Below are 22,876 nucleotides of genomic sequence, written 5' to 3' on the forward strand. Positions count from 1 at the left end.
GCCGTTGTCAGTCGAGCCAGTTCTCGATCGCCGCGACCGCCCGTCGACTGTCCGCATCGACCTGGGACCGAACGGCCGCCGTGTGCTCCCAACCCTGCTCCCAGAGCACCGTCACCACCTCACCGACCCGAACCGCCCGGACCAGCCGAACCTCCTCCGTACCCGGCTCGCCCATCCCGTCCGGCATCGGGGCCCGCATCTCGAACAGCACCGACTCATCCCCGTACACCCCCGAGGTCAGCAGCCGCTGTCGCCACGTCCTGCTGTCGTCGGGCAGCTTCTGGTCGGGGCAACCGCGCACGGCCTGCCGCAGCTCCCGCAACGCGTCGTCGGCGCGGCCCGCCCGGTAGATGGTGATGGTGTGCCGGTAGCTGCCATCCGGCACGTGCCCCGTCGGCGTCTCCGGCAACTTGTAGGCCAGGTAGCGACCACGGCGCTGGACCATTGCCGAGTCGCTGGACAGGCGCGTCCCGCACAGCGTCGGCAGCGCCGGACCCTCCCCCGAGGATTCCAGTCCGGTCCGGTTCGGAGCCGCCAGCACGAAGAAGGCGCGGTCCGGGATCGAGGTGGGCGGCCGGGGTGCCGCCGGGCCGGTGGCCGGCTGCGACGGCGTACCGCTCGGGGTGGTTCGTGACGGCGGCGGCGACGACGGTGTCGACACCGGGGTCGGCCTGGGTGACGGCCGGGAGGTCGCTGTCGCCCCGGTCGGCAGCGGGCCAGGGGTGTCGGCGGGCGGCGGCAGCGGCGCGGAGCCGTCCGCCGGGTACGCCAGTCGGCCGCCGACGGCCACCCCGCCCACGAGCAGCGCCACCGCGAGCGTCGAGCCGGCCATCCGGGCTCGGGCCCGCCGGTCGGCCAACCGCCGAAGCGACTCGGGATTCGTCAGCTCATGCCCGTCCGCGACGGCGCCGAGCGACCGGTACAGGTCAGAGAGTTCAACTGACATCGTTCGCCTCCAACTCCACGGCGCAAAGGTCGGGCAGCAGCGCGGCCAGCCGGGACCGGCCTCGGGACAGCCAGGACTTCACGGTGCCGACCGGTGCGTCGGTCTCCCAGGCGATCTCCTCGACGGACATGTCGAAGAGGTAGTGCAGGGCCAGCGCCTGCCGGTGCGTGGCGGGCAACTGCCGGAGCGCTCCGACCAGGAGCACCCCGTCCTCACTGGGCGGGGGTGCGACCGCCGGCGGTCCGCTACGACTCAGCACCACCCGCCAACGGTGCAGACGCCGCCAGCGGTCGGTCGCCAGCCGGGCCACCACGAGCCGCAGCCACGCCTCGGGCGCCGGATGCGACGACAGTCGCCCCCACTGCCGCCAGGCCCGGGTGTACGCCTCCTGCACCAGGTCCTGCGCCTCACTGTGGTCGCCAGCGACCGCATAGCCGTACCGCAGCGTCCGCCGGGCTGTGCTGCGGTAGGAGTCATCGAAGCTCTGCGCGTCCCGCACGACTGTTTCCCCCTCGTCCCCACCCCGTTGCTTTGAGGACGGCGGACCGGCGTCGCAGGTTGCGGAGGTGGAGGGTGCTGTCGGTGACGTGACAGATACGCACAGATCAGGACAACGGCCGAGCCCCCGCCGTTCGGACCTGATGCGGTCCGCGCGACGGGGGCTCGGGGAGGAACTGCGTGCGGTGGCGGGTCAGCCTCCGGCACTCGGGCTGGCACCCGGCCCACCGGCGGCCTGCTGCGCCTGCTGGAACGCGGTGAGCGCCTCGTCGAGGGCCTTCAGCGCCCGCCCGTACCGCTCGAAGTCGCCGGACGTCTGCGCGGCCCGGACCTCGGTGATCGCGGTCTGCACCCGGTCCGCGGCGGCGGCCAGGTCACCGGCCGGCGGTGGCGTGCCGGGGCTCGGGGTCGCCGTCGGCGCTGGCGTCGCCGTGCCCGAAGGCGTCGGCGTGGGCGTCGTCGGATTGCCCCCGGTCGTCGGCGGCGGCGACGTGCCCTGCCCGGCCTTCTTGCCCTGCTCGACCAACTGCTTGATGCCGTCGTTGATGTTGTCGGCCAGCGCCACGAAGGAGCCGCCGTCACCGTACGAGAGCAGCACCTTCTGCAACAGCGGGTACGCGTCCTGCTGGTTGCTCTTCACGTAGACCGGCTCCACGTAGAGCATGCCGTCGGCAAAGGGCAACGAGAGCAGGTTGCCGTACTGGACCTGCGCCTGGTTGCTGGAGAGCAGGTTCAGCTGCTGCCGGATGTTCGCGTTGTTGGTCATCTGCTGGTGCACCTGCACCGGGCCGGAGATCCGGGTCTGATCCGGCAACTCCAGCACCTCCAGCCGGGGCTTCCCCTCGACGTACGACCCCGAGATCAGCGCGGCGAGGTTCTGCCGGCCGTTCGGGGTGACCGCCGAGGTGAGCTGGAACCGGGGGCTCTCCTGCCCCGGGAACTGGGTGAACAGGTAGTACGGAGGCTGCTTCTGGCCGCTGTCCGGCGCGTCCGGCACGTTCGGCACCTGCCAGAAGTCCTGCGCGGAGTAGAAGTCGCCCGGGTTGGTCACGTGGAACTTGGTGAGCAGGTTGCGCTGCACCTTGAACATGTCCGCCGGGTAGCGCAGGTGCTCGGTCAGCTCGACCGGGATCTCCGCCTTCGGCAGCACCAGGTCACCGCCGAACGCCTTGTTCCACGCCTTGAGCACCGGGTCGGTGTCGTCGTACTCGTAGAGCTTCACAGTGCCGTCGTACGCGTCGACTGTGGCCTTCACCGAGTTCCGCATGTAGTTGACGTCTTCCCGGGCCAGCTGGAACGTGCCCCGGTTGGTCAACTCGTCGGTGGTCTCGGTCTGCAGATTGACCTTCTCGGCGTACGGGTAGGAGGCCGCCGTGGTGTAGCCGTCCACGATCCACTGCACCCGACCGTCGACCACCGCCGGGTACGGGTCGCCGTCCAGGGTGAGGAACGGCGCGACCTTCTCCACCCGGTCGCGCGGGTTACGCACGTAGAGCAGCTTCGAGTCCTTGTTGACCGCCTCGGAGAGCAGGAAGTTCGACTCCTGCTCCTTGATGGCGTACAGCAGTCGCCGGGTGAAGGAGCCGATCTCCACGCCGCCCTCACCGGTGTAGGTGTAGGACTCGCCGCCGCCCTCACCGACCGGCCTGTCGAACTCGGCCTTCTTGTTCGGGTCGGACTGCCCGACGATGGCGTAGTCGTCCGCGGCCATCCGCTCGCCGTAGTAGATACGCGGCTGCTTGGCCGGGATCTGCTCGGTCTGCGAGGAGCACGCCTCCTGGGTCTTCTCACCGAGGAAGCCGGAGACGAAGAACGGCTGACCGCCGCAGACCACCTGGTTGGCCGGGGCGGCCACCAGCCCGTACCCGTGGGTGTAGACGGTGTGCCGGTTGATCCAGGTGTTCTGCTGGTCGGTCAACTCGCCATAGTTGATCTCCCGGACGCCAACCACGTAGTCGGAGACCTTGCCGTTCACCCCGTACCTGTCGATGTCCAGCTTCGGGCCGAAGTCGTAGAAGCCACGCACCTGCTGGAGCTGGGTGTACGTCTCGCTGACCAGCTGCGGGTCGAGCAGCCGCACGTTCGACACCACCGAGGTGTCGGTGGCCAGGTTCGCCGGTGGGGTGAGGTTGTTCGCCGCGTACGGGGTCGTCTCGGTGGCCCCCAACCCGAACGCCGCCCGCGTCGCGTCGATGCTGCGCTGGATGTACGGCGCTTCCTTGTCCTTGGCGCTCGGCTTGACCTCGAAGGTCTGCACCGCCCAGGGGTAGATGCCGCCGATGGCCACCGCGGACACGCCGAGCAGCGCCAGCGAGATCCCCGGCCAGACCAGGTTCCGCATCCAGGCGTTGGAGAACACGAGGATCGCGATCGCCACCACGATCGAGATGTAGGCGAGGATCTCCTTCGCCGGCAGCAGCGCGTTGACGTCGGCGTAGCCGGCACCGTACAACTTGGCGCCCTCGTTGTACTCCAGCAGCATGGCCCGCCGGTCCAACACGTACGCGATGGCCTTCAACAGCACGAAGACCGCGACCAGGGTGCTCAGGTGCGCGCGGGCCGCGTTGCTCATCCGGTCGCCGACGCCCTGGAGGCGGACCCCGCCGAAGAGGTAGTGCACCGCCAGCGCGCCGATCACGGCCAGCACCACAGCGGTGAACGCCACCCCGAGCAGGTAACGCCAGAACGGCAACTGGAAGACGTAGAAGCCGATGTCGACCCCGAACTCCGGGTCCTTGATGCCGAAGTCACCGCCGTTGCGGAAGAGCAGCCACTGGTTCCACCGGTTCTGCGCGGAGAGACCGGCGAAGAGCCCGACCACCGCGGCGGTCAGCGAGATCCAGGTGCCGAGACGCGGGCTGAGCACCATCCGGTAGCGCTCCAGGGTCGCCTGCTCCACCGAGTGCGGACGCAGGCGCGGGCGCAACCGGTAGGCCAGCCACAGGTTGCCACCGACTATCACCGCCATGCCGAGGCCGACGGCGAGGAAGAGCATCAACCGGGTCAGCAGGACACCGGTGAAGACCTCGGTGTAGCGGACCTCGTCGAACCAGAGCCAGTCGGTCCACGCCTGGACACCCCAGCCGAGCAGGGTGAAGAGCACGAACACCCCGACCAGGACAGCGATGGTGACGCGCCCGCGCCGGCTCATCCTCGGGAGGGGGCTGCTGCTACGCATGACCACTGTTGGCTCCGCACGCTCGATATGATCGGCTCCGACCAGGCACCCAGAGTACGGGGTGTTCCTGAGCGTGGCGGGGCACGGTCACACCGGTCAGCAACGCGTCGGTTGACCGCCCGCGCGCAACGTCTCCAGCGCGGTCATCGCCTCGTCCAACGAGCCCACCCGCAACAGCGGCAGATCCGGCTGCGGGTTGCGGACCGCCTCCGCGCAGTTGTCCGCCGGTACCAGGAAGACCTTGGCCCCGGCGCGCTTGGCACCGACCAGCTTCTGGGCGATCCCGCCGATCGGGCCGACGGCACCCTCGTCGTCGATGGTGCCGGTGCCGGCGATGATCTGGCCGCCGGTCAGGTCGGCCGGGGTCAGCTTGTCCACGATCCCCAGGGCGAACATCAGACCGGCGCTCGGCCCACCGATGTCACCCAGGTCGATGCCGAGCGTGAACGGGTGCGGCTGCTGCTGATCGATCTCGACACCGATCCGCGGCCGGCCGTCCTGCTCCTGGCTGGTCACCGTCGCGGTGGCCGGCGCGCCGTCCCGGGTGTAGCCGATGGTCAACGCCGTGCCCGCCGGCTTGGCCCGGACCAGCTCGGTGACCTTCGCGGCCACCGGCACCGGCTGGCCGTCGACCGAGGTGATCACATCGCCGGCCTTCAGCGCACCGGCCGCCGGGCCGTCCCCGGCCACCGTCTTGATCACCACCTGCACCGGAAAGCCCAACTCCCGCAGTGCGGCGGTCTCCGCGCTGGTCTGCGACGCCTTGAAGTCCTCGGCGTTGCGCTGCTCGACCTGCTCCGTCGACTCCCCCGGCGGGTAGACCAGCTCACGCGGCACCACCGCCTCGTCGTCGGAGAACCAGCCCGCGATCGCCCCCCGCAACCGCACAGTGGGCTGCACCCCCACCGTGGTCAGCCGCAACTGGCCGGCCGAGGTGGAGGTCTCCCGACCGGAGACCTGGATGACCTCCTTACCGTCGGTCGTACCGAGGGTGTTGACCGTCGGCCCCGGGCCCAGCACCACGTACGGAATCGGCACCCGGAGCACCCCGATGCTCAGCAGGGCGGTGAACAGGGCACCGAGCAGGACCGTCAGGCCACGACGTCTCATGCCGCAGAGCGTACCGACCGGTCGCGGGTCACCTGCCGGATGCGCCGCGCGACTTCGCCCTCAGCGCAACGCCAGCGGCGGCTACCTGGGGCGCGGTCCGCGTACCGTAGATGTCGTGCCTGATATTCCGTTCGGTTTCGCGCTCCCGGGTGGGCAGCCACCAGACCCCAACGATCCCGCGCAGATGCAGCAGTTCATGTCGCAGTTGCAGCACCTGCTCTCCGCGCCGGGCAGCGGTCCGGTCAACTGGGACCTGGCCCGGCAGGTAGCAGCCAGCCAGCTCGCGGCCGCCGGTGACCCGGCGGTGTCGATGTACGAACGCAACGCGGTCGAGGAGGCGCTCCGCCTCGCCGACCTGTGGTTGGAGCCCGCCTCGGCGTGGCCCACCGGCATCCAGAACCCGGTTGCGTGGAACCGCAACGAGTGGATCTTCAAGACGCTGGACGTGTGGCGCAAGCTGTGCGACCCGGTCGCCAGCCGGATGGTCGGCGCGATGGGCGACCTGGTGCCACCGGAGGCGCGCGCCCAGCTCGGCCCGATGCAGTCGATGGTGGCCTCCCTCGGTGGCGCGCTCTTCGGCGGTCAGCTGGGCCAGGCCCTCGGTTCGCTCGCCGCGGAGGTACTCTCCGCCGGCGACATCGGGCTGCCGCTCGGCCCGGCCGGCACGGCCGCGCTGATCCCGGCCAACATCCGGGCGTACGGCGAGGGCCTGGAACTGCCCGAGGACGAGGTCCGCCTCTACGTGGCGCTGCGCGAGGCCGCCCACCAGCGGCTGTTCCAACACGTCCCGTGGCTGCGGGGGCATGTGCTCAGCGCGGTCGAGATGTACGCGTCGGGCATCCGGGTCAACCGGGAGGCGATCGAGGAGGCGATGGGCCGGGTCGACCCGACCGACCCCGAGTCGATGCAGGCGATCGCCCTGGAGGGCATCTTCACCCCGGAGGACACCCCGGCGCAGAAGGCGTCGCTGGCCCGCCTGGAGACCGCACTCGCCCTGGTCGAGGGCTGGGTGTGCCACGTGGTGGACAGCGCCGCCAGCGACCGGCTGCCCAACGTCGTCCGGTTGGGCGAGGCGTTCCGCCGTCGCCGGGCCGCCGGTGGCCCCGCCGAGCAGACCTTCGCCGCGCTGGTCGGCCTGGAACTGCGCCCCCGCCGGCTGCGCGAGGCCGCGGCGCTCTGGGCCGCGCTCACCCAGCACCGTGGCATCGAGGGGCGCGACGCCGTCTGGGGCCACCCGGATCTGCTCCCGTCGGACGACGACTTCGCCGACCCGGTCGCCTTCGCGATGAACGACATGGACCTCAGCGAGCTGGACAGCTTCGACTTCACCGCCCCCGGCGGGGTGGAGGAGAAGGCCCCCGGTCAGCCGGATGAGACCGACGGCGAGGACGACGCCAAGTCCTGACGTCCGCGCGACGACGATCCGCGCCCGGGTGCCCGCATGATCGACAGCGGGCACCCGGGCGTGCCGTCGGCGGGGCTGGCGGGCGGTGGTGCGGGTCCTGCGGGCAGGCGGGGTGGCGGGGTGGCGGGCGGCGGTGCGGGTCCTGCGGGCAGGCAGGGTGGCGGTTCAGGCGGGTCGGCCCGACCCGGAGAGAAGGGCGCGGGTCGCTTCCCAACCCTCGAAGGCCGGGTCCAGCGTGGCCAGGTCAGCCGGCCCGCGCAGTCGTCGCCAGCCCGCCGTGACCGCCACGTCACCCGGGCGCGGGGCGTTGGCGCGCGCCGCAGCCGGCGTAGCGGTGTCCAGTTCCAGTGTCGGTAGCCAGTCCGGCGCGGGCAGTCGTACCGCGACTCCGAGCAGACCCGGACCGCCGCCCTCGACCGGGGCCACCGCGACCGGTCGGGTGGTGAGTGGGCGGAGCAGCTTGCCGACGGTCAGTGCGGGAAGGTCAGGCACGTCACTGACCAGCACCGCCGCCTGGTCGTACCCCTCCAGCGCGGCGAACACGGCGTTCGGCGTCGGCTCGGCCACCTCGTACACCGCAGTGCCGGGCCACACCAGCGCATCGGCCAGCGCTCGGTCGGCCGGGGTCACCGCGACAGCGACCTCCACCTCGTTGAGCGTGGCGAGCAGGTCGATGACGTCTTCCGCGAGAGCCGCTCGCCACTCCGCCAGGTCGACGCCGGGCGGCGACCAGTGCACCGGCCCGAGCAACGCCACCACCACCCGTCGCGCCATCCCCCGACCCTAGCGCCCCACCCCGTACGGCCACCCCACCCGACCCGCTCCGGAGCGCCCCGGCGCGGCTCGACGACATGATCGACTCGACTTCCTTGAAGTCGCGGTGTCCCGGCGACCTGGATAGCGCGGTTTTCAGGAAGGCGAGTGGATCTAGGCCGATCAGAGGGTGTGGATCAGGTGGGGAGCGGGGCGCAGGAGGCGGCGGCTACTCCTTCGAGGTAGCCGCGGGCGCGTTCCGCCTTGGGGTAGCGACCGACCAACGCCCAGAACCGGGCGTTGTGGCTGGGCACGATGAGGTGCGCCAGCTCGTGGAGCAACACGTAGTCGATCACCCATTCGGGCATCTCCTGGACGCGGTGCGAGATTCGGATGCTGCGGTCCGCCGGCGTGCAGGAACCCCATCGGCCGTTCTGGTTGGTGACCCATCGGACGCTGGCCGGCACCGCCTTCGTGGCGTACCCGGGGAGGTAGAGGTCGATGAGCCGGTTGGCGCGGGCCAGCAGCTCGGCGTCGGAGCGGGCGAGGCGGCCCTCCCGGGCGGCGAGCCGGGCGAGCATCCGGTCGACCCACTCGCTCTCCTCGGCGCGGGAGAACTGGTCGGGGATGAGGACGACCACTCGCTCACCGTCACGGTACGCGGACACCGTGCGTCGTCGGCGCTGGCTGCGCCGCACCTCGACGACCGGCTTACGCGTCCCCGCCATCACTGGCCCGCGCAGCCTCGACTACGTGTCACGAAGGAAAGCTAATGCGTACTGACCAGGGGTCCGCAAGAGTCAACCGCACGACACGCGCCCAGAAAATGGTGATTGGTCGCCAGGCGTCCCGAAAATTTCTTGACCGCAGCGCCATCGCGCCATCTCGTCACCCTTCGTGAACGCTGATGGCGCCGGTACGCGGCACGTCCCCACCGTAGGTGATCACCGTCCGAATGCCCCTGCGGGGGCCACTCGCACGGGTGGCTGTCAAGGTTTGGTCGGCGTGTCCCCGCCAAACTGACTTATCCGACCTATTTCGCCATGCACACTCTCGACGTCGACTTGCTCACAGTGTCGATGCACAGCTGACATGGAACTGCCCAGACCTGGGTAGGGTCCGCGGACCAGCGGTCACGAAGGTGGCCGCGGAGTGAGACCCAGCGCCGGCGCCCCGTGTGGCCCGCCGCCGGGCACCCCGCCGGGACGGCATTGACCGGCGGACGAGACGAGGAGGGCACCGTGGCCGACCAGGCCCAGACGACCTACAACGGTTACTGCGTGAAGTGCAAGGAGAAGCGGGACTTCGAGGGGCACGTCGAGGTCTCGAAGACCGGAATGAACATGGCCAAGGGCAAGTGTCCGGTATGCGGCACAACAGTGAACCGCATCCTGGGCAAGGCCAAGGTCTGACCCGAACGGGTGAACGGGGGTGGGGTGGCCGGTGGCCACCCCACCCCCGTTGCCGATCGGGAGTTCGGTGCCACCGGCGTCGGTAGCCCTGTCGGGTGACCGACAACAGGCGCAGCGGGCTGTGGAAAACCCGTCAAAGCCTGTGGATAGCGCTGGACAGCGGCCTGATCGCCTGTGGACAACGATCGACCGAACGCGAAGATGCGGTCACGATTCGTGACCATGAGCCGCAGCGTACTGCCCCGCCCCACCCTGCTACCCGGCCTCAACCGGCTCTGGCGGGACCGGCACACCCTCCAGCTCGGCGTCGGCCCCGGGCCGGCCGTCCTGGTGGAACTGGCCAACCCCCGCGCCGCCCACCTGCTCGACCTGCTGGACGGCACCCGCAGCGAGCGCACAGTGCTGGCCCAGGCGGCGACCGCCCGGGTCAGCGCCGACGACGCGCGTACCCTGCTCGACACCCTGCGGGCCGCCGGCCTGTTGGTGCCCGCGCACAGCCTGCTCCCCCGCGACCTGACCGGCCCGGTCCGTGCCCGGCTCGCGGCCGAGGCCGGCGCGCTGGCCCTGGCCGCCGCCCGACTACCCGGCACCCCCGCGCAGGTCCTGCGTCGGCGGCGCGCGGCCCGGGTCCTGCTCACCGGCGCCGGAGGGCTCGGCGGGCCGCTGACGGTCGCGCTGGCCCAGTCCGGCGTGGGGCAGGTGATTCCGCAGCTCACCGGCTCGGTACGCCCCGTCGACCTGATCGGTACGGGCATCCCCGCCACCGAACTGGGTCGTCCGCTGGCACCGGCGGTACGGGCCGCGGTCGACCGCGTCGCACCGGGCACCGGCACCCACCCGAGCCGCGCCGGCCGGATCGACCTGGTGATCCAGCTCGGCACGGACCGGCCTCCCGCGCTGCTCGCCGCCGGTCTCGCCCAGCGTCGGCAGCCGCACCTGCTGGTCACGCTCCGCGAAGGCGTACCGGTGATCGGGCCGCTGGTTCGCCCACCCGCAGGGCCCTGCCTGCACTGCGTCGAGCTGCACCGGGCCGATCGCGACCCGGACTGGCCACGGCTCGCCGCTCAACTCGCCGCCGCCGACCCGGTGGCCGCCGGAACGACCGGCACGCTGCTCGTCGCCTGCGGGTACGCGTTGGCCGAGGCACTGACGCAGCTGGACGGAGGTCAGCCGGAGACGCTGGGTGGTGCCATGGAGATCACCGGCAACGGTCGTTTCCGTCGTCGGGGTTGGCCGCCACACCCGGCATGTGGGTGCTCACGAGGCCGAGTGTCCGCACCAGCCCGGCCGCAGAGCAGCAGCGGGGCCCTCCGGTCGGTAACAATGACCGTGTGACCGACATCCCGCGCCGCGCCGTGTCCCGCACCGCCAAGCTCGCCGCCCTGCCGCTCGGCTTCGCCGGCCGGACCGTTCTCGGGATGGGAAAGCGCGTCACCGGGCTCGCCTCCGACGTGATCTCCGCGGAGATTCAGCAGCGCACCGCCGAGCAACTGTTCAGCGTGTTGGGCCAGCTCAAGGGCGGGGCGATGAAGTTCGGCCAGGCGCTGTCGGTCTTCGAGGCGGCTTTGCCGGAGGAGATCGCCGCGCCCTACCGGCAGGCGCTGACGAAGCTGCAGGAGGCGGCGCCACCGCTGCCGGCCGCCAGCGTGCACAAGGTGCTGGCCGAGCAACTCGGGCCCGACTGGCGGGACCTGTTCGTCGAGTTCAACGACGTCCCGGCCGCCGCCGCCAGCATCGGCCAGGTGCACCGGGCGCGCTGGCGCGAGCCCGGGTACGACGAGTCGGGCGCACCGCACAGCCGGGACGTGGCGGTCAAGATCCAGTATCCGGGGGCTGGCGACGCCCTGCTCGCCGACCTCAAGCAGCTGTCCCGACTGGGCGGGATGTTCCGGGCCATCCAGCCCGGCCTGGACGTCAAGCCGCTCCTGGCCGAGCTGCGCGAACGGATCACCGAGGAGTTGGACTACGAGTTGGAGGCCGAGTCGCAGCGCACCTTCGCCGCCGCGTACGCCGACGACCCGGAGATCTTCATCCCGGAAGTGGTAAACGCCTCGCCCCGGGTGCTGGTCACCGAGTGGGTGACGGGCACCCCGCTGGCCGACATCATCCGCGAGGGCACCGAGGAGGAGCGGGACGAGGCGGGCCGGTTGATGGCCACCCTGCATCTCTCGGCGCCGCAGCGGGCCGGGCTGCTGCATGCCGACCCGCACCCGGGAAACTTCCGGCTGCTGCCCGACGGCCGGCTCGGGGTGATCGATTTCGGTGCGGTGGCCCGGATGCCGGAGGGCACGCCGGAGCCGATCGGTCGTATCGCCGCGATGGCCCTGCGCGGCGACGCCGACGAGGTCGTGGCGGGGCTGCGGTCGGAGGGGTTCATCGGTTCGGCCGAGGAGATCGACGCCGAGGGGGTGCTCGATTTCATCCGCCCCATGTTGGAGCCCATCGCGGCGGACGGCTTCCGGTTCACCCGAGCCTGGCTACGCGCCGAGGCGGGGCGATTGGCCAGCCCCCGCTCCCCCACGTACCAGCTGAGCAAGCGGCTCAACCTGCCCCCGTCGTACCTGCTGATCCACCGGGTGACGCTCGGGTCGATCGGGGTGCTCTGCCAGTTGGAGGCGAAGGCCCCCTACCGGAGCATCCTGGAGCGCTGGCTGCCCGGCTTCGCCCCGGTCGCCTGACAAGGTCGATACCGTCTGACAACGTCGAGGTCAGGTCGCCTCATGACGTGACGAAGGGCGGGTGCCGGTCGGCACCCGCCCTTCTGCGTGGGGTGGTACTAGAGAACGCCCAGGTCGCGAGCCGCCTGGTTGCGGCCGGTCATGGCGACGGTACGGGCGGATCGGGTTGCCTCAGTGCTCGTGGTGGTACGACCGGCCTGAGGCCGGCGCATTCGAGCCCTGGTCAACGCTTCGTGGAGTAGTTGCATCTCGAAGGCTCCACTCGGAACGTTCAACATCGTTTTCTCGCTCACTGCCGGTGTGACACCGGCGTAGTTGGGACGGGTCGGGAACATGTCAGGCTGCCAGCCGGACCGCGCCACGCGCCTCGGACAGCCCACTGGCCGCCAGGCGCGCCTCGGCCTCGACCCGAAGCTCGGCGTCACGGGCGACGTCCTCCTTACGCGGACGGCCACGGGGCCGCTTACGCGGGACAACCGCGCCACGCTCGAAGATCTCGCCGCCCCAGACGCCCCACGGCTCCGCTCGCTCAACGGCTCCGGCCAGGCACTCGACACGCAGCGGGCAGTCCCCGCAGAGTGACTTGGCCAGCTCGAGCTCGGTGGGCGAGTCGGAGAACCACAGGTCGGGGTCGAACTTCCGGCAGGGCAGGTTCGCCTCCATCTCGACGCTCATGTCGAGGGGGGCCAACGCCAGACTCATCTCCCGGTCACCTCTCTCTCACTTCGATCTCGTGGATCGCATTCCGACGTACTTACGGCGGGCAAAAAACTGAGGCCGCGGATCCCGGTAAGCGGGTTCCGCGGCCTCGAGGTGAGCCGGAGTCTGATGGTCAGACCGGTTTACCTCGAGGTGGAACGCCGCGGACATCCATGCGCTTCTTGGCGACCTGGATGCCATTGCCCGTGAAGCCACTGGTCCCCTCGACTCCAGCGGGCGCGACGGTCAGGATCAGCTCGGCCTGAACCTGGTGCACCTGTGGAACCGACGGTCGTGCAGCCGCAAGGGCCACCCGGACAGCCGACAGCGGAGCGCAGACAGACGGCATCGCCGTCAGACGCTCATAGGTGAAGATCTTCACGGGTGCCACCTCCCTCACGTTCCTCGAATCGACTGGACCGACCTCGTGAGCAGCCGGAATGGCGCCGCTCGCGTGGTGTGTCCTGAGGCTATTCCTCGCGCCGGGGCGAGGGCAAACGAATTTACGACGAGATTTCGAAAGTTTTCTCCGGGCAGACATCGTCCACCCCGGCACCAGCCACGAGGGCCAGCACCGACTCCCCGTAGAGGCCCAGCTTCCGAGGGCCGATACCGGCGATGGCGATCAGCTCCTCCGACCGGCCCGGTCGCCGCTCGGCCAACGCGATCAACGTCGCGTCGGTGAAGACCACGTAGGCCGGGACCTTCTGCGCACCGGCCACCCGCTGCCGCCACTCGCGCAGCCGTTCGTGCAGCTCATCGTCTATGTCGGACGGGCAGGTGGGGCACCTGCCGAGCTTGCGGTCCGGGCCGGCGAGCAGTGTGGCGCCGCAGATCCGGCAGGAGACGATCTGGGTTCGCCGCCGCTCGGGACGGCGGGCCGGACCGGTGCTACCCGTCGCCCGTTCGGTGCCGCCGGAGCGGTCCAGTTGGGGCAGGAACCGCGACGGCCGCCGGGCCCGTCCGCCGGGCGAGCGCGCGGTGGCGTACGACAGCCACAGCCACTCCCGGGCGCGGGTGATCCCGACGTAGAGCAGCCGCCGCTCCTCCTCGACCTGCTCGACGGTCTTGGCGTACGTGGTGGGCAGGGTGCCCTCGGCCAGGCCGACCAGGAAGACCGCGTCCCACTCCAGCCCCTTGGCCGAGTGCAGGGACGCCAGCGTCACGCCGTCCACGGTCGGCACGTGCTGCTGGGCGGCCCGTCGCGCCAACTCCTCGGTGAAGTCGGTGAGGGTGACCGGACGCTCCACCGAGGCGGCCTCGCCGATCGGCACGACCTCGGGGGTGGCCGCGTACTCCTCGGCGAGTTGGACCAGCGCGGACAGCGCCTCCCACCGCTCGCGGGCGGCGCCGCCGGCCGGGGGCGCGTCCGGGGCCCAGCCGACGGCGGTGAGCGCCTCGACGACGGCGACCGGCAGCGGTGTCTCCCCCGGGATCGAGCGGGTGGCGGCACGCAGCGCGACCATCGCCTGGCGTACCTCGGTCCGTTCGAAGAACCGCTCCGCGCCCTGCACGACGTACGGCACGCCGGCCTCGGTGAGCGCCTTCTCGTACGCCTCGGACTGCGCGTTGACGCGGAACAGCACGGCGATCTCCTTCGCCGGCGTGCCCGCGTCGATCAGGGACCGGCAGCGCGCGGCCACCGCGTTCGCCTCCGCCGGCTCGTCGGTGAAGATCCGCAGGTCCGGCTCGGGGCCGGGTGGGCGCTGCCCGCTCAACTCCAGTCGCAGACGCGCCTCGGTGCCCCGGGCCTGGGAGATCACCGCGTTTGCCAGCCCGACCACCTGCGGGGTGGAGCGGTAGTCGCGGACCAGCCGGACCACCGTGGCGTTGCGGTGCCGGCGGGGGAAGTCGACCAGGTACGCCGAGGTGGCCCCGGTGAACGAGTAGATCGTCTGGCTGGCGTCGCCGACCACTGTCAGGTCGTTGCGGCCGGCCAGCCAGGCGTCCAGCAACCGCTGTTGGAGTGGGTTGACGTCCTGGTACTCGTCGACCACGAAGTGCCGGTACTGGGTGCGGATCTGCTCGCCGACGTCCGGGTGCTCCTCGATGCCCCACACCGCGGCCCGCAGCATGTCCTCGAAGTCGATCACACCGTTCGAGCGCTTGAGCTGCTCGTACGCGGTGAACACGTCGGCGACCTTCGCCGGCTCGTGCGGTGTGTCGCGCAGTGCCCGGGCCGCGGCGACCACGTAGTCCGTCGGCTCGACAAGCGACGACTTCGCCCACTCGATCTCGCCGGCCAGGTCGCGGGCGGCGGCCCGGTCGGTACGCAGGCCGACCCGGGCGGCGGCGAGGGTGACCAGTCGGACCTTGCTGTCCAGCAGCTCGGGCATGGCGCGGCCGGCCAGCAGCCGGGGCGCGAAGTAGCGCACCTGGCGCAGCGCGGCGGCGTGGAAGGTCCGTGCCTGGACGCCTTGCGCCCCGAGCAGAGTGAGACGGTGTCGCATCTCGGCGGCGGCGCGGGCGGTGAAGGTGACCGCGAGCACGTGCCGGGGTGAGATCTCACCGGAGAGCGCCCGGTGGGCGATTCGGGAGGTGATCGCCCGGGTCTTGCCGGTGCCGGCGCCGGCCAGGATGCAGACCGGGCCGGCGGGTGCGGTCACCGCCGAGCGCTGCTCCGGGTCCAGCCCGGCGAGCACCTGTTCCGACGCTGAGTGAACCGCCACAACCAGGAATCATCTCAGCTCCTCCCAGCGTTGCAGCGAACAGCCTCGGCTTGATCCGCAAGCCGCGGCCGGAGGAGTTGGAGGATCCGACCATGCTGACGATGTATTCCACCCCCTGGTGCGGCTACTGCCACCGGCTGAAGTCGCAGCTCGACCGGGAGGGCATCGGGTACGAGGTGGTCGACATCGAGCAGAACCCGAAGGCCGCGGAGTTCGTGATGAGCGTCAACGGCGGCAACCAGACGGTGCCGACGCTGCGCTTCGCCGACGGCAGCGCCCTGACGAATCCCTCGATCACCCAGGTCAAGCAGCACCTGGAGACGCTCAACGCCTGATCTGCCGGTTCATTCTCGACGAGCGGCCGCCCCACCCGGGGCGGCCGCTCGTCGTGTTCCGGAGCGGGTCACGGCGGCGACGGTCGGTGGGTGCCGGAAGCTCGGGTCGGTCGGTGTCCTCGACAGGTCGGCGGGGCGCCGGGAGCGTCGGGCGGGTGGGCGACGTCGGCGGGCGGGCCCCGGTCGGCGCGCTCAGGTGCCGGCCCCGCCACAGGTAGCTGCCGGCGGCCAGGGTGGCCACCCCGACCAGCGCGAACAGCAGCCGGTAGTCCAGAAACCCGACCAGCAGGGCACCCGCCCCGATGGAGAACGCCTGCGGCCCGCTGACCACCGCCTGGGTGGCGGCGGCGACCCTGCCGACCAGCGAGGGCGGGGTACGGCGCTGGATCAGCGTGTGCAACCCCACCATCGTCAGCGGGAGCGAGACCCCGGCCAGCAGCACCGCCGCGAACCCGAGCCGCAGATCGGGGTACGCGAGCGCGAGCGCGGCCGGCGAGAAGAAGGCGACCCCGGCGGCCAGCGTGCCGACCTCTCCGAGCCGGCGGACCAGCGTCGGTGAGCAGAGCCCACCGAGCAAACCACCCACACCCTGCACGGTGACCAGCACGCCCACGAACGCGGCATCCCGGTTCAGCCCCTGGTCGACGTAGGCGAAGATGAGCGACTCACTGAAGCCCATCACCAGTGATCCGAGCCCGTAGCCGAGCAGTGCCCGCCGCAGGGCCGGCTCGCCGGCCAGGTGCCGCAGGCCGGCGCCCAGTTCGGCTGGCCACCGCAGCCGTACGGCCGGCGGCAGCTGTTGCGGGGTGGGCAGTGCGGTCACCACCGCCGCGGCGGTCAGAAATCCGACCATGCCGATTCCGGCCAGCGCCCACCCGCCGAGCGCCGCGTAGAGCGCCGCGCCCACCAGCGGACCGACCAGTCGTATCCCCTGACGTACGGTCTGGAGCACTCCGTTCGCCTCGGCCAGCAGCTCGACCGGCACCATCTCGCGGATGAGCCCACTGAGCGCCGCGCCGAGCGTGATGGACGAGAGTCCGTACAGGGCGGCCACCAGGTAGACGATCCAGACGTCGCCCGCGTCGTGAACGGTGAACAGCGGGGCGAGCAGAGCCGCGGTCACCACGTTCGCGGCCACGAAGAACGGCCGGCGCGGGTAACGGTCGACGACCCAGCCGACCAGCGGTGCCAGCGTCATCGGCGCGATGACCGCGAAGATCGTGGCACCGGCCAACCCGTTCGAGCCAGTCAGATCCTTGACCCAGATGGCGAGTGCGAGCAGAAGGATCGACTCGGCGGTCATGCTGGCCAGCAGACCGCCGAAGAGCAGGCGGAAGTCGGGTCGGCGCAGGATCGTGCGCATGGGGTCCCTCCGGCGGGATGGCCTGCCCAGGTGGGCGAGGTCGACGGGCCGCGACCTCGGGTCCGTCGTCAGCCGGCATTCCCGTGGTCCGATTTTCGCAAGACACGCCCTCGCCGGAACCTCCGACACCGGTCGCGCCGTCCATACTGACCGTGGGGGGCGAATTTCATACAGTTACCGTCGCGTCTGCGGCGGACGACGGGAAAGAGGACACTGTGCCTCCTGCCGCACCCAGCCCAATCCTGCGTCGTCGCCGGTTGGGCGTCGAGCTGCGCCGCCTGCGTGAGGCCGCAGGCTTCACGGGCGATCAGGTCATCGAGCGTATCGGTTGGGCCTCCGCATCCAAACTGTCCCGTTTGGAGAACGGCCGCAGCCGACCGGACCCACAGGACGTCAGCGACCTGCTCGACCTCTACGGCGCCGACCAGGCGCTGCACGACGAACTGCTGGGCATCACCAACGAGGCCGGCGACATGCGCGGCTGGTTGAAGAACTTCCCGGTGATGACGCAGCAACAGCGCGGCTGGGCCGAGTTGGAGGCGGGCTGCGCGGAGATCTCCGAGTACAACCCGGTGCTGGTGCCGGGCCTGTTGCAGACCCCCGGGTACGCCCAGCTGCGGATCGTGTCGGCCCGGCAGGTGAGCGCGGGCGCGGGCGAGCCGGAACCCGGCGACGAGCCGGAGACCGAGGTGCAGGCGCGGCTGGCCCGCCAGTCGCTGCTGACCCGGGAACCGCACGCTCCCCGCTACACCGCAGTGCTGGAGGAGGCGGCCCTCGGCCGTCGGGCCGGGCCGCCGGAGGTGCTGCACGAGCAGCTGCTCCAACTCTGTGAGCTGGCGCTGCTGCCCAACGTGGCCCTGCACGTGCTGCCCCGGGACACCCAGATCGGCAATTGGTACCTTCCGCCGACCGCCTTCTCGGTCTATCGGTTCGCCGATCCCCTCGATCCGGAGACATTGGCCATCGAAGGTGGCTTCACCGACGTCATGTCGACCGACACAATCACTCTAAATCGCTATAAAGTGGTGTTCGAGTGGCTATGCACGGCGGCACTTAACGCTTCGGACACCCTCTCCTGGCTGATCGAGGCGGCGGGACGGCTGACCGAGGCAACGCCCCCATCCACAGTGGCGTTCGGGCCGGCAACGGCGCCGACCCAACGCCGCCGGGAATCGGGGCGACTGACGGACCGGTGATCCACGGGGGACCCTCCGTCGGGGCGTGCGGCACCACTCGTCCCATCGGATCGCTGCACATCAGGAGCAGAACCATGAACGACATCCGCAACACGCCGTCCGTCTCCGCCCACTCGTTGGCGGACGCCCCGTGGCGTACCAGCACACGCAGCCAGACCTCCAACTGTGTGGAGGTCGCCCCGCTCGCCACCGGCCCGTCGGCGGTCGCCCTACGCGACAGCAAGGACCGGGGCGGTCCGGTGCTGCTGTTCAACCGCGCGGGGTGGCTCGGCTTCATCACCGGAGCGAAGAAGGGCCAGTTCGATCTGAACTGATTCGGTGACTGGTACGGGGCCGTCGGCGCACTGCCGGCGGCCCCGTCGCGTCGTACCCGCCGACTCCGTCGCTCGGCGACCCGCCGACTCCCTCGCTGGGCGACGCGCCGACCCTGTTGAGCAGCCATCCGCCGATCGGACGAGGCTCGAAACCGATAGGCGCGTTTCAGTTGCTGAGACGAACACGGGGCGTAACATGACCCTCGAATACGTGGAACTTCCACACTGGCTCTTCCGTCGCGGTTCATCCGGAGACCCTCATGCGGTTCCTGATCGTTCGCACCGACATCCGCGCCGTCGCTGACGGGGACATCGCCGCCGCCTGGGCGGACGGCCACCGACTTCGCGACGAGACGACCACGCCCGAGCCACGCCGGCAGATCGTGCACGCCGAGGACCGGGACGCCGCACTTCTGCTGGCTCGCGCCCTGGCCACTGTCGGCGCGGTCCGCGCCGGCAAGCAACGGGTCAAGGTCCTGCCGCTGGTCGAGCCGCGGCCCGCCTTCCGACACAGACCGGGCCGCACCGGCACCTGATTCCACAGGTCGTCCGTCGTGGTCGGACCGGCTCCCCCGCCGCGTTCATCGCACCCACCGACCACGACGGCCCGTGTTCCCGGCCCGTGACCGCCGCGGCAACGGCGGCCACGGGCCGGGACCGTGCTCAGCGGTCGGCGTCCACCCAGCCGTCCAGCCAACGGTGGATGAGGAACAGCGCGATCGACGACGGGGGCGGCAGGATCAGCCGGGCCCCATCGCCCACGTCCACCGTCTGCCCGGCCAACGCCGCCCCGATCTCCCGGCGGGAGAACCAGCGGGCGTACGCGATCTCGGACGGGTCGACCCGCACCGGCTCTGTCGGGTTCGCGGTGGCCAGGAAGCCGAGCATCAGCGAGCCGGGGAACGGCCAGGCCTGGCTGCCCACGTACCCGATGCGCTCGACCCCGATGCCCACCTCCTCGCGGACCTCGCGCAGCACGGCCGCCTCCGCCGACTCCCCTGGCTCCACGTAGCCGGCCAGGCAGGAGTAGCGCCGACCACCCGGTGTGCCCTGCCAGCCGGCGTTGTTGCCGAGCAGACAGCGGCCGTCCGGCCCGTCCACGCCGTCGTGAACGAGCACGATCATCGCCGGGTCGGTACGCGGCCAGATCCGCCCGCCGTTGCGGTCCACCCGGGACCAACCGGCCTCGTCCATCGCGGTAGGCGCGCCGGTGCTCGTCGAGTAACCGTGTCGGGTGTGCCAGTTGACCAGCGCCAACGCGGTGGTGAAGATGCCGGCCTCCCGGTCGGCGAGCAGGTGACCCACCTCCCGGAGGTGGACCGCCCGGGTCCCCGGAATCGTCGGCAGCGGCGCGTCGACAGCGAAGACCGGCACCCCGTCCGGCTCGACACCCAGGAACATCGCGCCCGACTCGGAGCCGGCGGGCACGTCACCCGCCCCGAACAGCACCAACGTCGGCGGCGACGTCTCGGTGCGGGCGAGCGTCCGCCCCTCGTCGGTCGAATCGAGCAGCAGCACCCGGGCCCGCAACCACGCCTCGGTCAACCACTGCGAGTCACCCCGCCGGTGCGCCGCCCGATCCAGCGTGGACCGCGCCAACGGCGGCGCCGCCTCCCCGCTCACGCCGGCGCTCCGCTGCTGAGCCACAGGGCTCGCTCGCTCCGCTCGCTCACGCCAACTGCTCGGTCTGAACAGTGGTCAGCGCGGCCAGCCCCGGAGTGATCCGCTCCGCGTCGCCGAGTACCACGATCGCCGCCCGAGCCGGGGCCAGGTAGCGGGCCGCCGCCCGCGCGACGTCGTCGATGCTCGCCCTCGCCAACCTCGCCGCGTACTCGGCGAGGAAGTCGAGGCGCAGACCGTTGCCCGCGTACGCGCTGGTCAACGCCGCCAACCCGGCCTGGGTGGACATGCCGAGCTGGAGGGTGCCCAGGGCGTACTGCCGGGCCTGCTCCAACTCCTCGGGCTTCGGTGGCAGCGACGCCAACCGACCCAGCTCGTACGTCGTCTCCAGCAGTGCCGGACCGGTGACCTCGGTGGCCACGTCGGCGGCGGCGACCAGCACCGACCCGGCGACGGAGTGCTCGATCACCGAGTGCGGGCCGTACGTGTAGCCCTTGTCCTCGCGTATGTTCTCGACCCAGCGGGAGGAGAAGTAGCCGCCGAAGATCAGGTTAGCCAGTTGCAGCGGGGCGTGGTCGGGGTCGGTGCGCGACACCGCCGGCAGCGCGATCCGCAGCGAGGACTGCACCGAGCCGGGCCGGTCGACCAGCAGCAGCGGCCCCGGCTCCAGCGGCGGAGTCGCCGGCAGTTCGGCCGTACGCCCGGCACCCGACCAGCCGCCGAGCGCCCGCTCGGCCGCGTCCAGTGCCTTCTCCGGCTGCACGTCACCGACCAGCACCAACTGCGCGCCGGTCGGATGGACCCGCTCCGAGTGCAGGGTGCGCAGCGCCGCCGGTCGGACCGCTTGGATCTGACCGGGCTCCGGCGTCTGCGTCGCGTACGGGTGCCGGCCGTAGATCCGCTTGAGCAGCGCCTCCCGGGCCAGGTGCGCCGGTTGGCTCTGCGCCACCTGGATCCGGTCGACCAGCCGGTCCCGTTCGGTGGACACCTCGTCGCTGGGGTAGCTGGCGCCGGTCAGCACCTCGGCCAGCAACTCCAGCATCCGGTCCAGACCGGTGACCAGGCCGGCGCCGGAGAGCATCAGCCGGTCCGGGTCGACGCCCGCGGAGAGCCCGCCGCCCACCTTCTGCAACTCTGCGGCGATCTGCACGCTGGTCATCGACTCGGTGCCGGAGAGCATGGTCTGCGAGAGCATCGCGCCGCGGGCCAGGTGGACCCGGCCGAACGGCACCCAGAGCCGCATCTCGACCAGGGGTACGGCGGGCCGGCGTACGGCGATCACGGTGAGCCCGTTGCGCAGTGTGCGCTCGGCCTGCTTGGGCACCGTGAGCTTGCGGGTGGGACCGAGCGGCGGCAGCGTACGCGGCCCGGCAGGAGCGGTGGTGACACTCATCGGGCGCCTCCGGCGATGACCTCGATGGCGGCCCGGCGCTCCGGGCGCACTGTGGCCGCGGCGGCCCGGACCTGCTCCTCGGTGACCTCGCCGACCAGCCGGGGCAGGTCGTTGAGCAGGCCCGGTTCGCCGCGTTGCTGCTCCAGCACGGCCATCCGCAGCGCCCGACCGAGCACCGCGTCGGTGTCCCGCAGCAGGTGGGTCGCCATCCGGGCCTGGGTGCGGGCCAGCTCACCGTCGGTCAGCCCGTCGGTGGCCAGCCGGTCCAACTCCTCGTCGATGGTGCGCAGCACCTTGTCCACGTCGCCCCCGGGCGGCAGGTGCGCCTGCAACAGCAGCGCTGTGGGATCGCGGACGTCGAACGGGTCGCCCATGAAACCGAGGTATCCGCCGAGGCTGGTCACCGTGCGGTCGCGCTGCACCAGCCGCTCGACCAGCCGCGACGCGTCGCCGTCGGTGAGCACCTCGGCCAGCACCACGTACGGCAGGTAGCCGGCGAAGTCGGTGACCGGGTCGGGCACGCGCCAGGCGCCGGCCACCGCCGGCAGCGGCGCCAGGGCATCGGTGTACGAGGTGCGCCGCTCGGCGCTCAGGTCGGGCTCGGTGAAGTCGGGTCGTTGCGGTGCCGGCCGGGCCGGCACGTCACCGAAGTGCCGGGTGACCAGTTCGGTCGCCTCGGCCACGTCGATGTCACCGCTGACGGCCAGCACGGCGTTGCCGCTGGCGTAGTAGCGGCGGAAGAAGTCGGCGGCGTCGGCGACGGTCGCCGACTCCAGGTCGTCGAAGGAGCCGTAGCCGTCGTGGGCGTTCGGGAAGGTGTCGAACATGACCGGCGGCAGGGTCAGCCAGGGGAAGCCGCCGTACGGCCGGTTGAGGACGTTGACCCGGATCTCCTCCTTGACCACGTCGACCTGGTTGCGCAGGTTCTCCTCGGTCAGCCGGGGGCCGCGCATCCGGTCCGCCTCCAGGAACAGCGCGCGTTCCAGCGCGTTGCTCGGCAGCGTCTCGAAGTAGTCGGTGTAGTCCAGGTGGGTGGAGCCGTTGAAGGTGCCGCCCGCGCCCTGCACGTGCCGGAAGTGGGCCAGCTTTTCCAGGTTTTCCGAGCCCTGGAACATCAGGTGCTCGAAGAGGTGGGCGAAGCCGGTACGTCCCTCCGGCTCCGAACGGATGCCGACGTCGTAGACCACCGCCACCCCGATCACCGGGGCACTGCGATCGGGGGTGAGCACCACCCGCAGGCCGTTGTCGAGGGTGAACCGCTCGACCGGATACTTCGTCGCTGGAATTCTGGATCTCCGCGCCGCCAC

At 71.1% G+C, this 22,876-nt stretch carries 20 protein-coding genes and 1 pseudogene; 8 read left to right on the plus strand and 13 right to left on the minus strand.

Annotated features, from left to right (window positions below; all coding sequences use genetic code 11):
* Window positions 1-7 precede the first annotated feature (7 nt).
* From IW249_RS04345 to IW249_RS34695, 4 genes are all read right to left on the minus strand, one after another.
* Entirely contained in the window at window positions 8-946 is a 939-nt protein-coding gene (locus IW249_RS04345) for a hypothetical protein (RefSeq protein ID WP_196919619.1), read from the minus strand.
* Window positions 936-1,445 (minus strand): SigE family RNA polymerase sigma factor, encoded by a 510-nt coding sequence (locus IW249_RS04350; protein WP_196919620.1) that lies wholly within the window; start codon window positions 1,443-1,445, stop codon window positions 936-938. The genes IW249_RS04345 and IW249_RS04350 overlap by 11 nt, the downstream gene beginning before the upstream one ends.
* 192 nt (window positions 1,446-1,637) lie before the next feature.
* Window positions 1,638-4,622: a UPF0182 family membrane protein gene (locus IW249_RS04355; RefSeq protein WP_196919621.1), complete on the minus strand. Its 2,985-nt coding sequence runs from the start codon at window positions 4,620-4,622 to the stop codon at window positions 1,638-1,640.
* Between the two features lie 96 nt (window positions 4,623-4,718).
* Window positions 4,719-5,732, minus strand: a complete 1,014-nt coding sequence (locus IW249_RS34695; RefSeq protein WP_196919622.1) for a YlbL family protein — start codon at window positions 5,730-5,732, stop codon at window positions 4,719-4,721.
* A 184-nt stretch (window positions 5,733-5,916) separates the two neighbouring features.
* On the opposite strand from IW249_RS34695, the gene IW249_RS04365 reads away from it, so the two are divergent.
* On the plus strand, window positions 5,917-7,137 hold the full coding sequence (locus tag IW249_RS04365; RefSeq protein WP_231393008.1) for a zinc-dependent metalloprotease: 1,221 nt from the start codon (window positions 5,917-5,919) through the stop codon (window positions 7,135-7,137).
* Between the two features lie 165 nt (window positions 7,138-7,302).
* Here the strand turns inward: IW249_RS04365 and IW249_RS04370 are convergent, their stop codons facing one another.
* Window positions 7,303-7,911 carry a hypothetical protein gene (locus IW249_RS04370; protein ID WP_196919624.1) on the minus strand — a complete coding sequence of 203 codons (609 nt, stop codon included), beginning with the start codon at window positions 7,909-7,911 and terminating at the stop codon, window positions 7,303-7,305.
* A 176-nt stretch (window positions 7,912-8,087) separates the two neighbouring features.
* Window positions 8,088-8,618 carry a M48 metallopeptidase family protein gene (locus tag IW249_RS04375; RefSeq protein WP_196919625.1) on the minus strand — a complete coding sequence of 177 codons (531 nt, stop codon included), beginning with the start codon at window positions 8,616-8,618 and terminating at the stop codon, window positions 8,088-8,090.
* Window positions 8,619-9,131: 513 nt separating this feature from the next.
* On the opposite strand from IW249_RS04375, the gene IW249_RS04380 reads away from it, so the two are divergent.
* The 3 genes from IW249_RS04380 to IW249_RS04390 all read left to right on the plus strand — a co-directional run bounded on the left by IW249_RS04380 (window position 9,132) and on the right by IW249_RS04390 (window position 11,980).
* Entirely contained in the window at window positions 9,132-9,302 is a 171-nt protein-coding gene (locus IW249_RS04380) for a DUF5679 domain-containing protein (protein ID WP_167457767.1), read from the plus strand.
* A 222-nt stretch (window positions 9,303-9,524) separates the two neighbouring features.
* Window positions 9,525-10,637 carry a TOMM precursor leader peptide-binding protein gene (locus IW249_RS04385; RefSeq protein WP_196919626.1) on the plus strand — a complete coding sequence of 371 codons (1,113 nt, stop codon included), beginning with the start codon at window positions 9,525-9,527 and terminating at the stop codon, window positions 10,635-10,637.
* The gene (locus IW249_RS04390) at window positions 10,634-11,980 is read left to right on the plus strand and encodes an ABC1 kinase family protein (RefSeq protein ID WP_196919627.1); all 1,347 of its coding nucleotides are present in this window, start codon (window positions 10,634-10,636) and stop codon (window positions 11,978-11,980) included. The genes IW249_RS04385 and IW249_RS04390 overlap by 4 nt, the downstream gene beginning before the upstream one ends.
* A 336-nt stretch (window positions 11,981-12,316) precedes the next feature.
* Here the strand turns inward: IW249_RS04390 and IW249_RS04395 are convergent, their stop codons facing one another.
* From IW249_RS04395 to IW249_RS04405, 3 genes are all read right to left on the minus strand, one after another.
* On the minus strand, window positions 12,317-12,682 hold the full coding sequence (locus IW249_RS04395) for a WhiB family transcriptional regulator (protein WP_124771441.1): 366 nt from the start codon (window positions 12,680-12,682) through the stop codon (window positions 12,317-12,319).
* 130 nt (window positions 12,683-12,812) lie between these two features.
* The gene (locus IW249_RS04400) at window positions 12,813-13,028 is read right to left on the minus strand and encodes a hypothetical protein (protein WP_181518366.1); all 216 of its coding nucleotides are present in this window, start codon (window positions 13,026-13,028) and stop codon (window positions 12,813-12,815) included.
* 154 nt (window positions 13,029-13,182) lie between these two features.
* A complete protein-coding gene (locus tag IW249_RS04405; RefSeq protein WP_196919628.1) occupies window positions 13,183-15,348 on the minus strand; it encodes an ATP-dependent DNA helicase UvrD2 in 2,166 nt (721 codons plus the stop codon).
* 92 nt (window positions 15,349-15,440) lie between these two features.
* On the opposite strand from IW249_RS04405, the gene IW249_RS04410 reads away from it, so the two are divergent.
* The gene (locus IW249_RS04410) at window positions 15,441-15,683 is read left to right on the plus strand and encodes a mycoredoxin (protein WP_196919629.1); all 243 of its coding nucleotides are present in this window, start codon (window positions 15,441-15,443) and stop codon (window positions 15,681-15,683) included.
* 145 nt (window positions 15,684-15,828) lie between these two features.
* On the opposite strand, the pseudogene IW249_RS04415 reads toward IW249_RS04410, so the two are convergent.
* Window positions 15,829-17,046: pseudogene (locus tag IW249_RS04415) on the minus strand (MFS transporter); the annotation flags it as partial.
* A 215-nt stretch (window positions 17,047-17,261) separates the two neighbouring features.
* On the opposite strand from IW249_RS04415, the gene IW249_RS04420 reads away from it, so the two are divergent.
* The 3 genes from IW249_RS04420 (at window position 17,262) to IW249_RS04430 (ending at window position 19,092) form a co-directional block, all read left to right on the plus strand.
* Complete coding sequence (locus IW249_RS04420; RefSeq protein WP_196919631.1) at window positions 17,262-18,242, plus strand: helix-turn-helix domain-containing protein; 981 nt, start codon at window positions 17,262-17,264, stop codon at window positions 18,240-18,242.
* 74 nt (window positions 18,243-18,316) lie between these two features.
* Complete coding sequence (locus IW249_RS04425) at window positions 18,317-18,556, plus strand: DUF397 domain-containing protein (protein ID WP_030337575.1); 240 nt, start codon at window positions 18,317-18,319, stop codon at window positions 18,554-18,556.
* Window positions 18,557-18,816: 260 nt separating this feature from the next.
* Window positions 18,817-19,092, plus strand: coding sequence for a hypothetical protein (locus IW249_RS04430; RefSeq protein WP_196919632.1), 276 nt, complete (start codon window positions 18,817-18,819; stop codon window positions 19,090-19,092).
* 127 nt (window positions 19,093-19,219) lie between these two features.
* Here IW249_RS04430 and nudC read toward each other — a convergent pair whose 3' ends face one another.
* From nudC to IW249_RS04445, 3 genes are read right to left on the minus strand one after another with little or no spacing between them, the layout of a single operon-like run.
* On the minus strand, window positions 19,220-20,179 hold the full coding sequence (gene nudC / locus IW249_RS04435) for an NAD(+) diphosphatase (protein ID WP_196919633.1): 960 nt from the start codon (window positions 20,177-20,179) through the stop codon (window positions 19,220-19,222).
* A 46-nt stretch (window positions 20,180-20,225) separates the two neighbouring features.
* Window positions 20,226-21,569: a M16 family metallopeptidase gene (locus tag IW249_RS04440; RefSeq protein ID WP_196919634.1), complete on the minus strand. Its 1,344-nt coding sequence runs from the start codon at window positions 21,567-21,569 to the stop codon at window positions 20,226-20,228.
* Window positions 21,566-22,876 carry a M16 family metallopeptidase gene (locus tag IW249_RS04445; RefSeq protein WP_196919635.1) on the minus strand — a complete coding sequence of 437 codons (1,311 nt, stop codon included), beginning with the start codon at window positions 22,874-22,876 and terminating at the stop codon, window positions 21,566-21,568. Before IW249_RS04445 ends, IW249_RS04440 begins: the two co-directional genes overlap by 4 nt.

Source organism: Micromonospora vinacea (assembly GCF_015751785.1).
Classification (GTDB): Bacteria; Actinomycetota; Actinomycetes; order Mycobacteriales; family Micromonosporaceae; genus Micromonospora; species Micromonospora vinacea.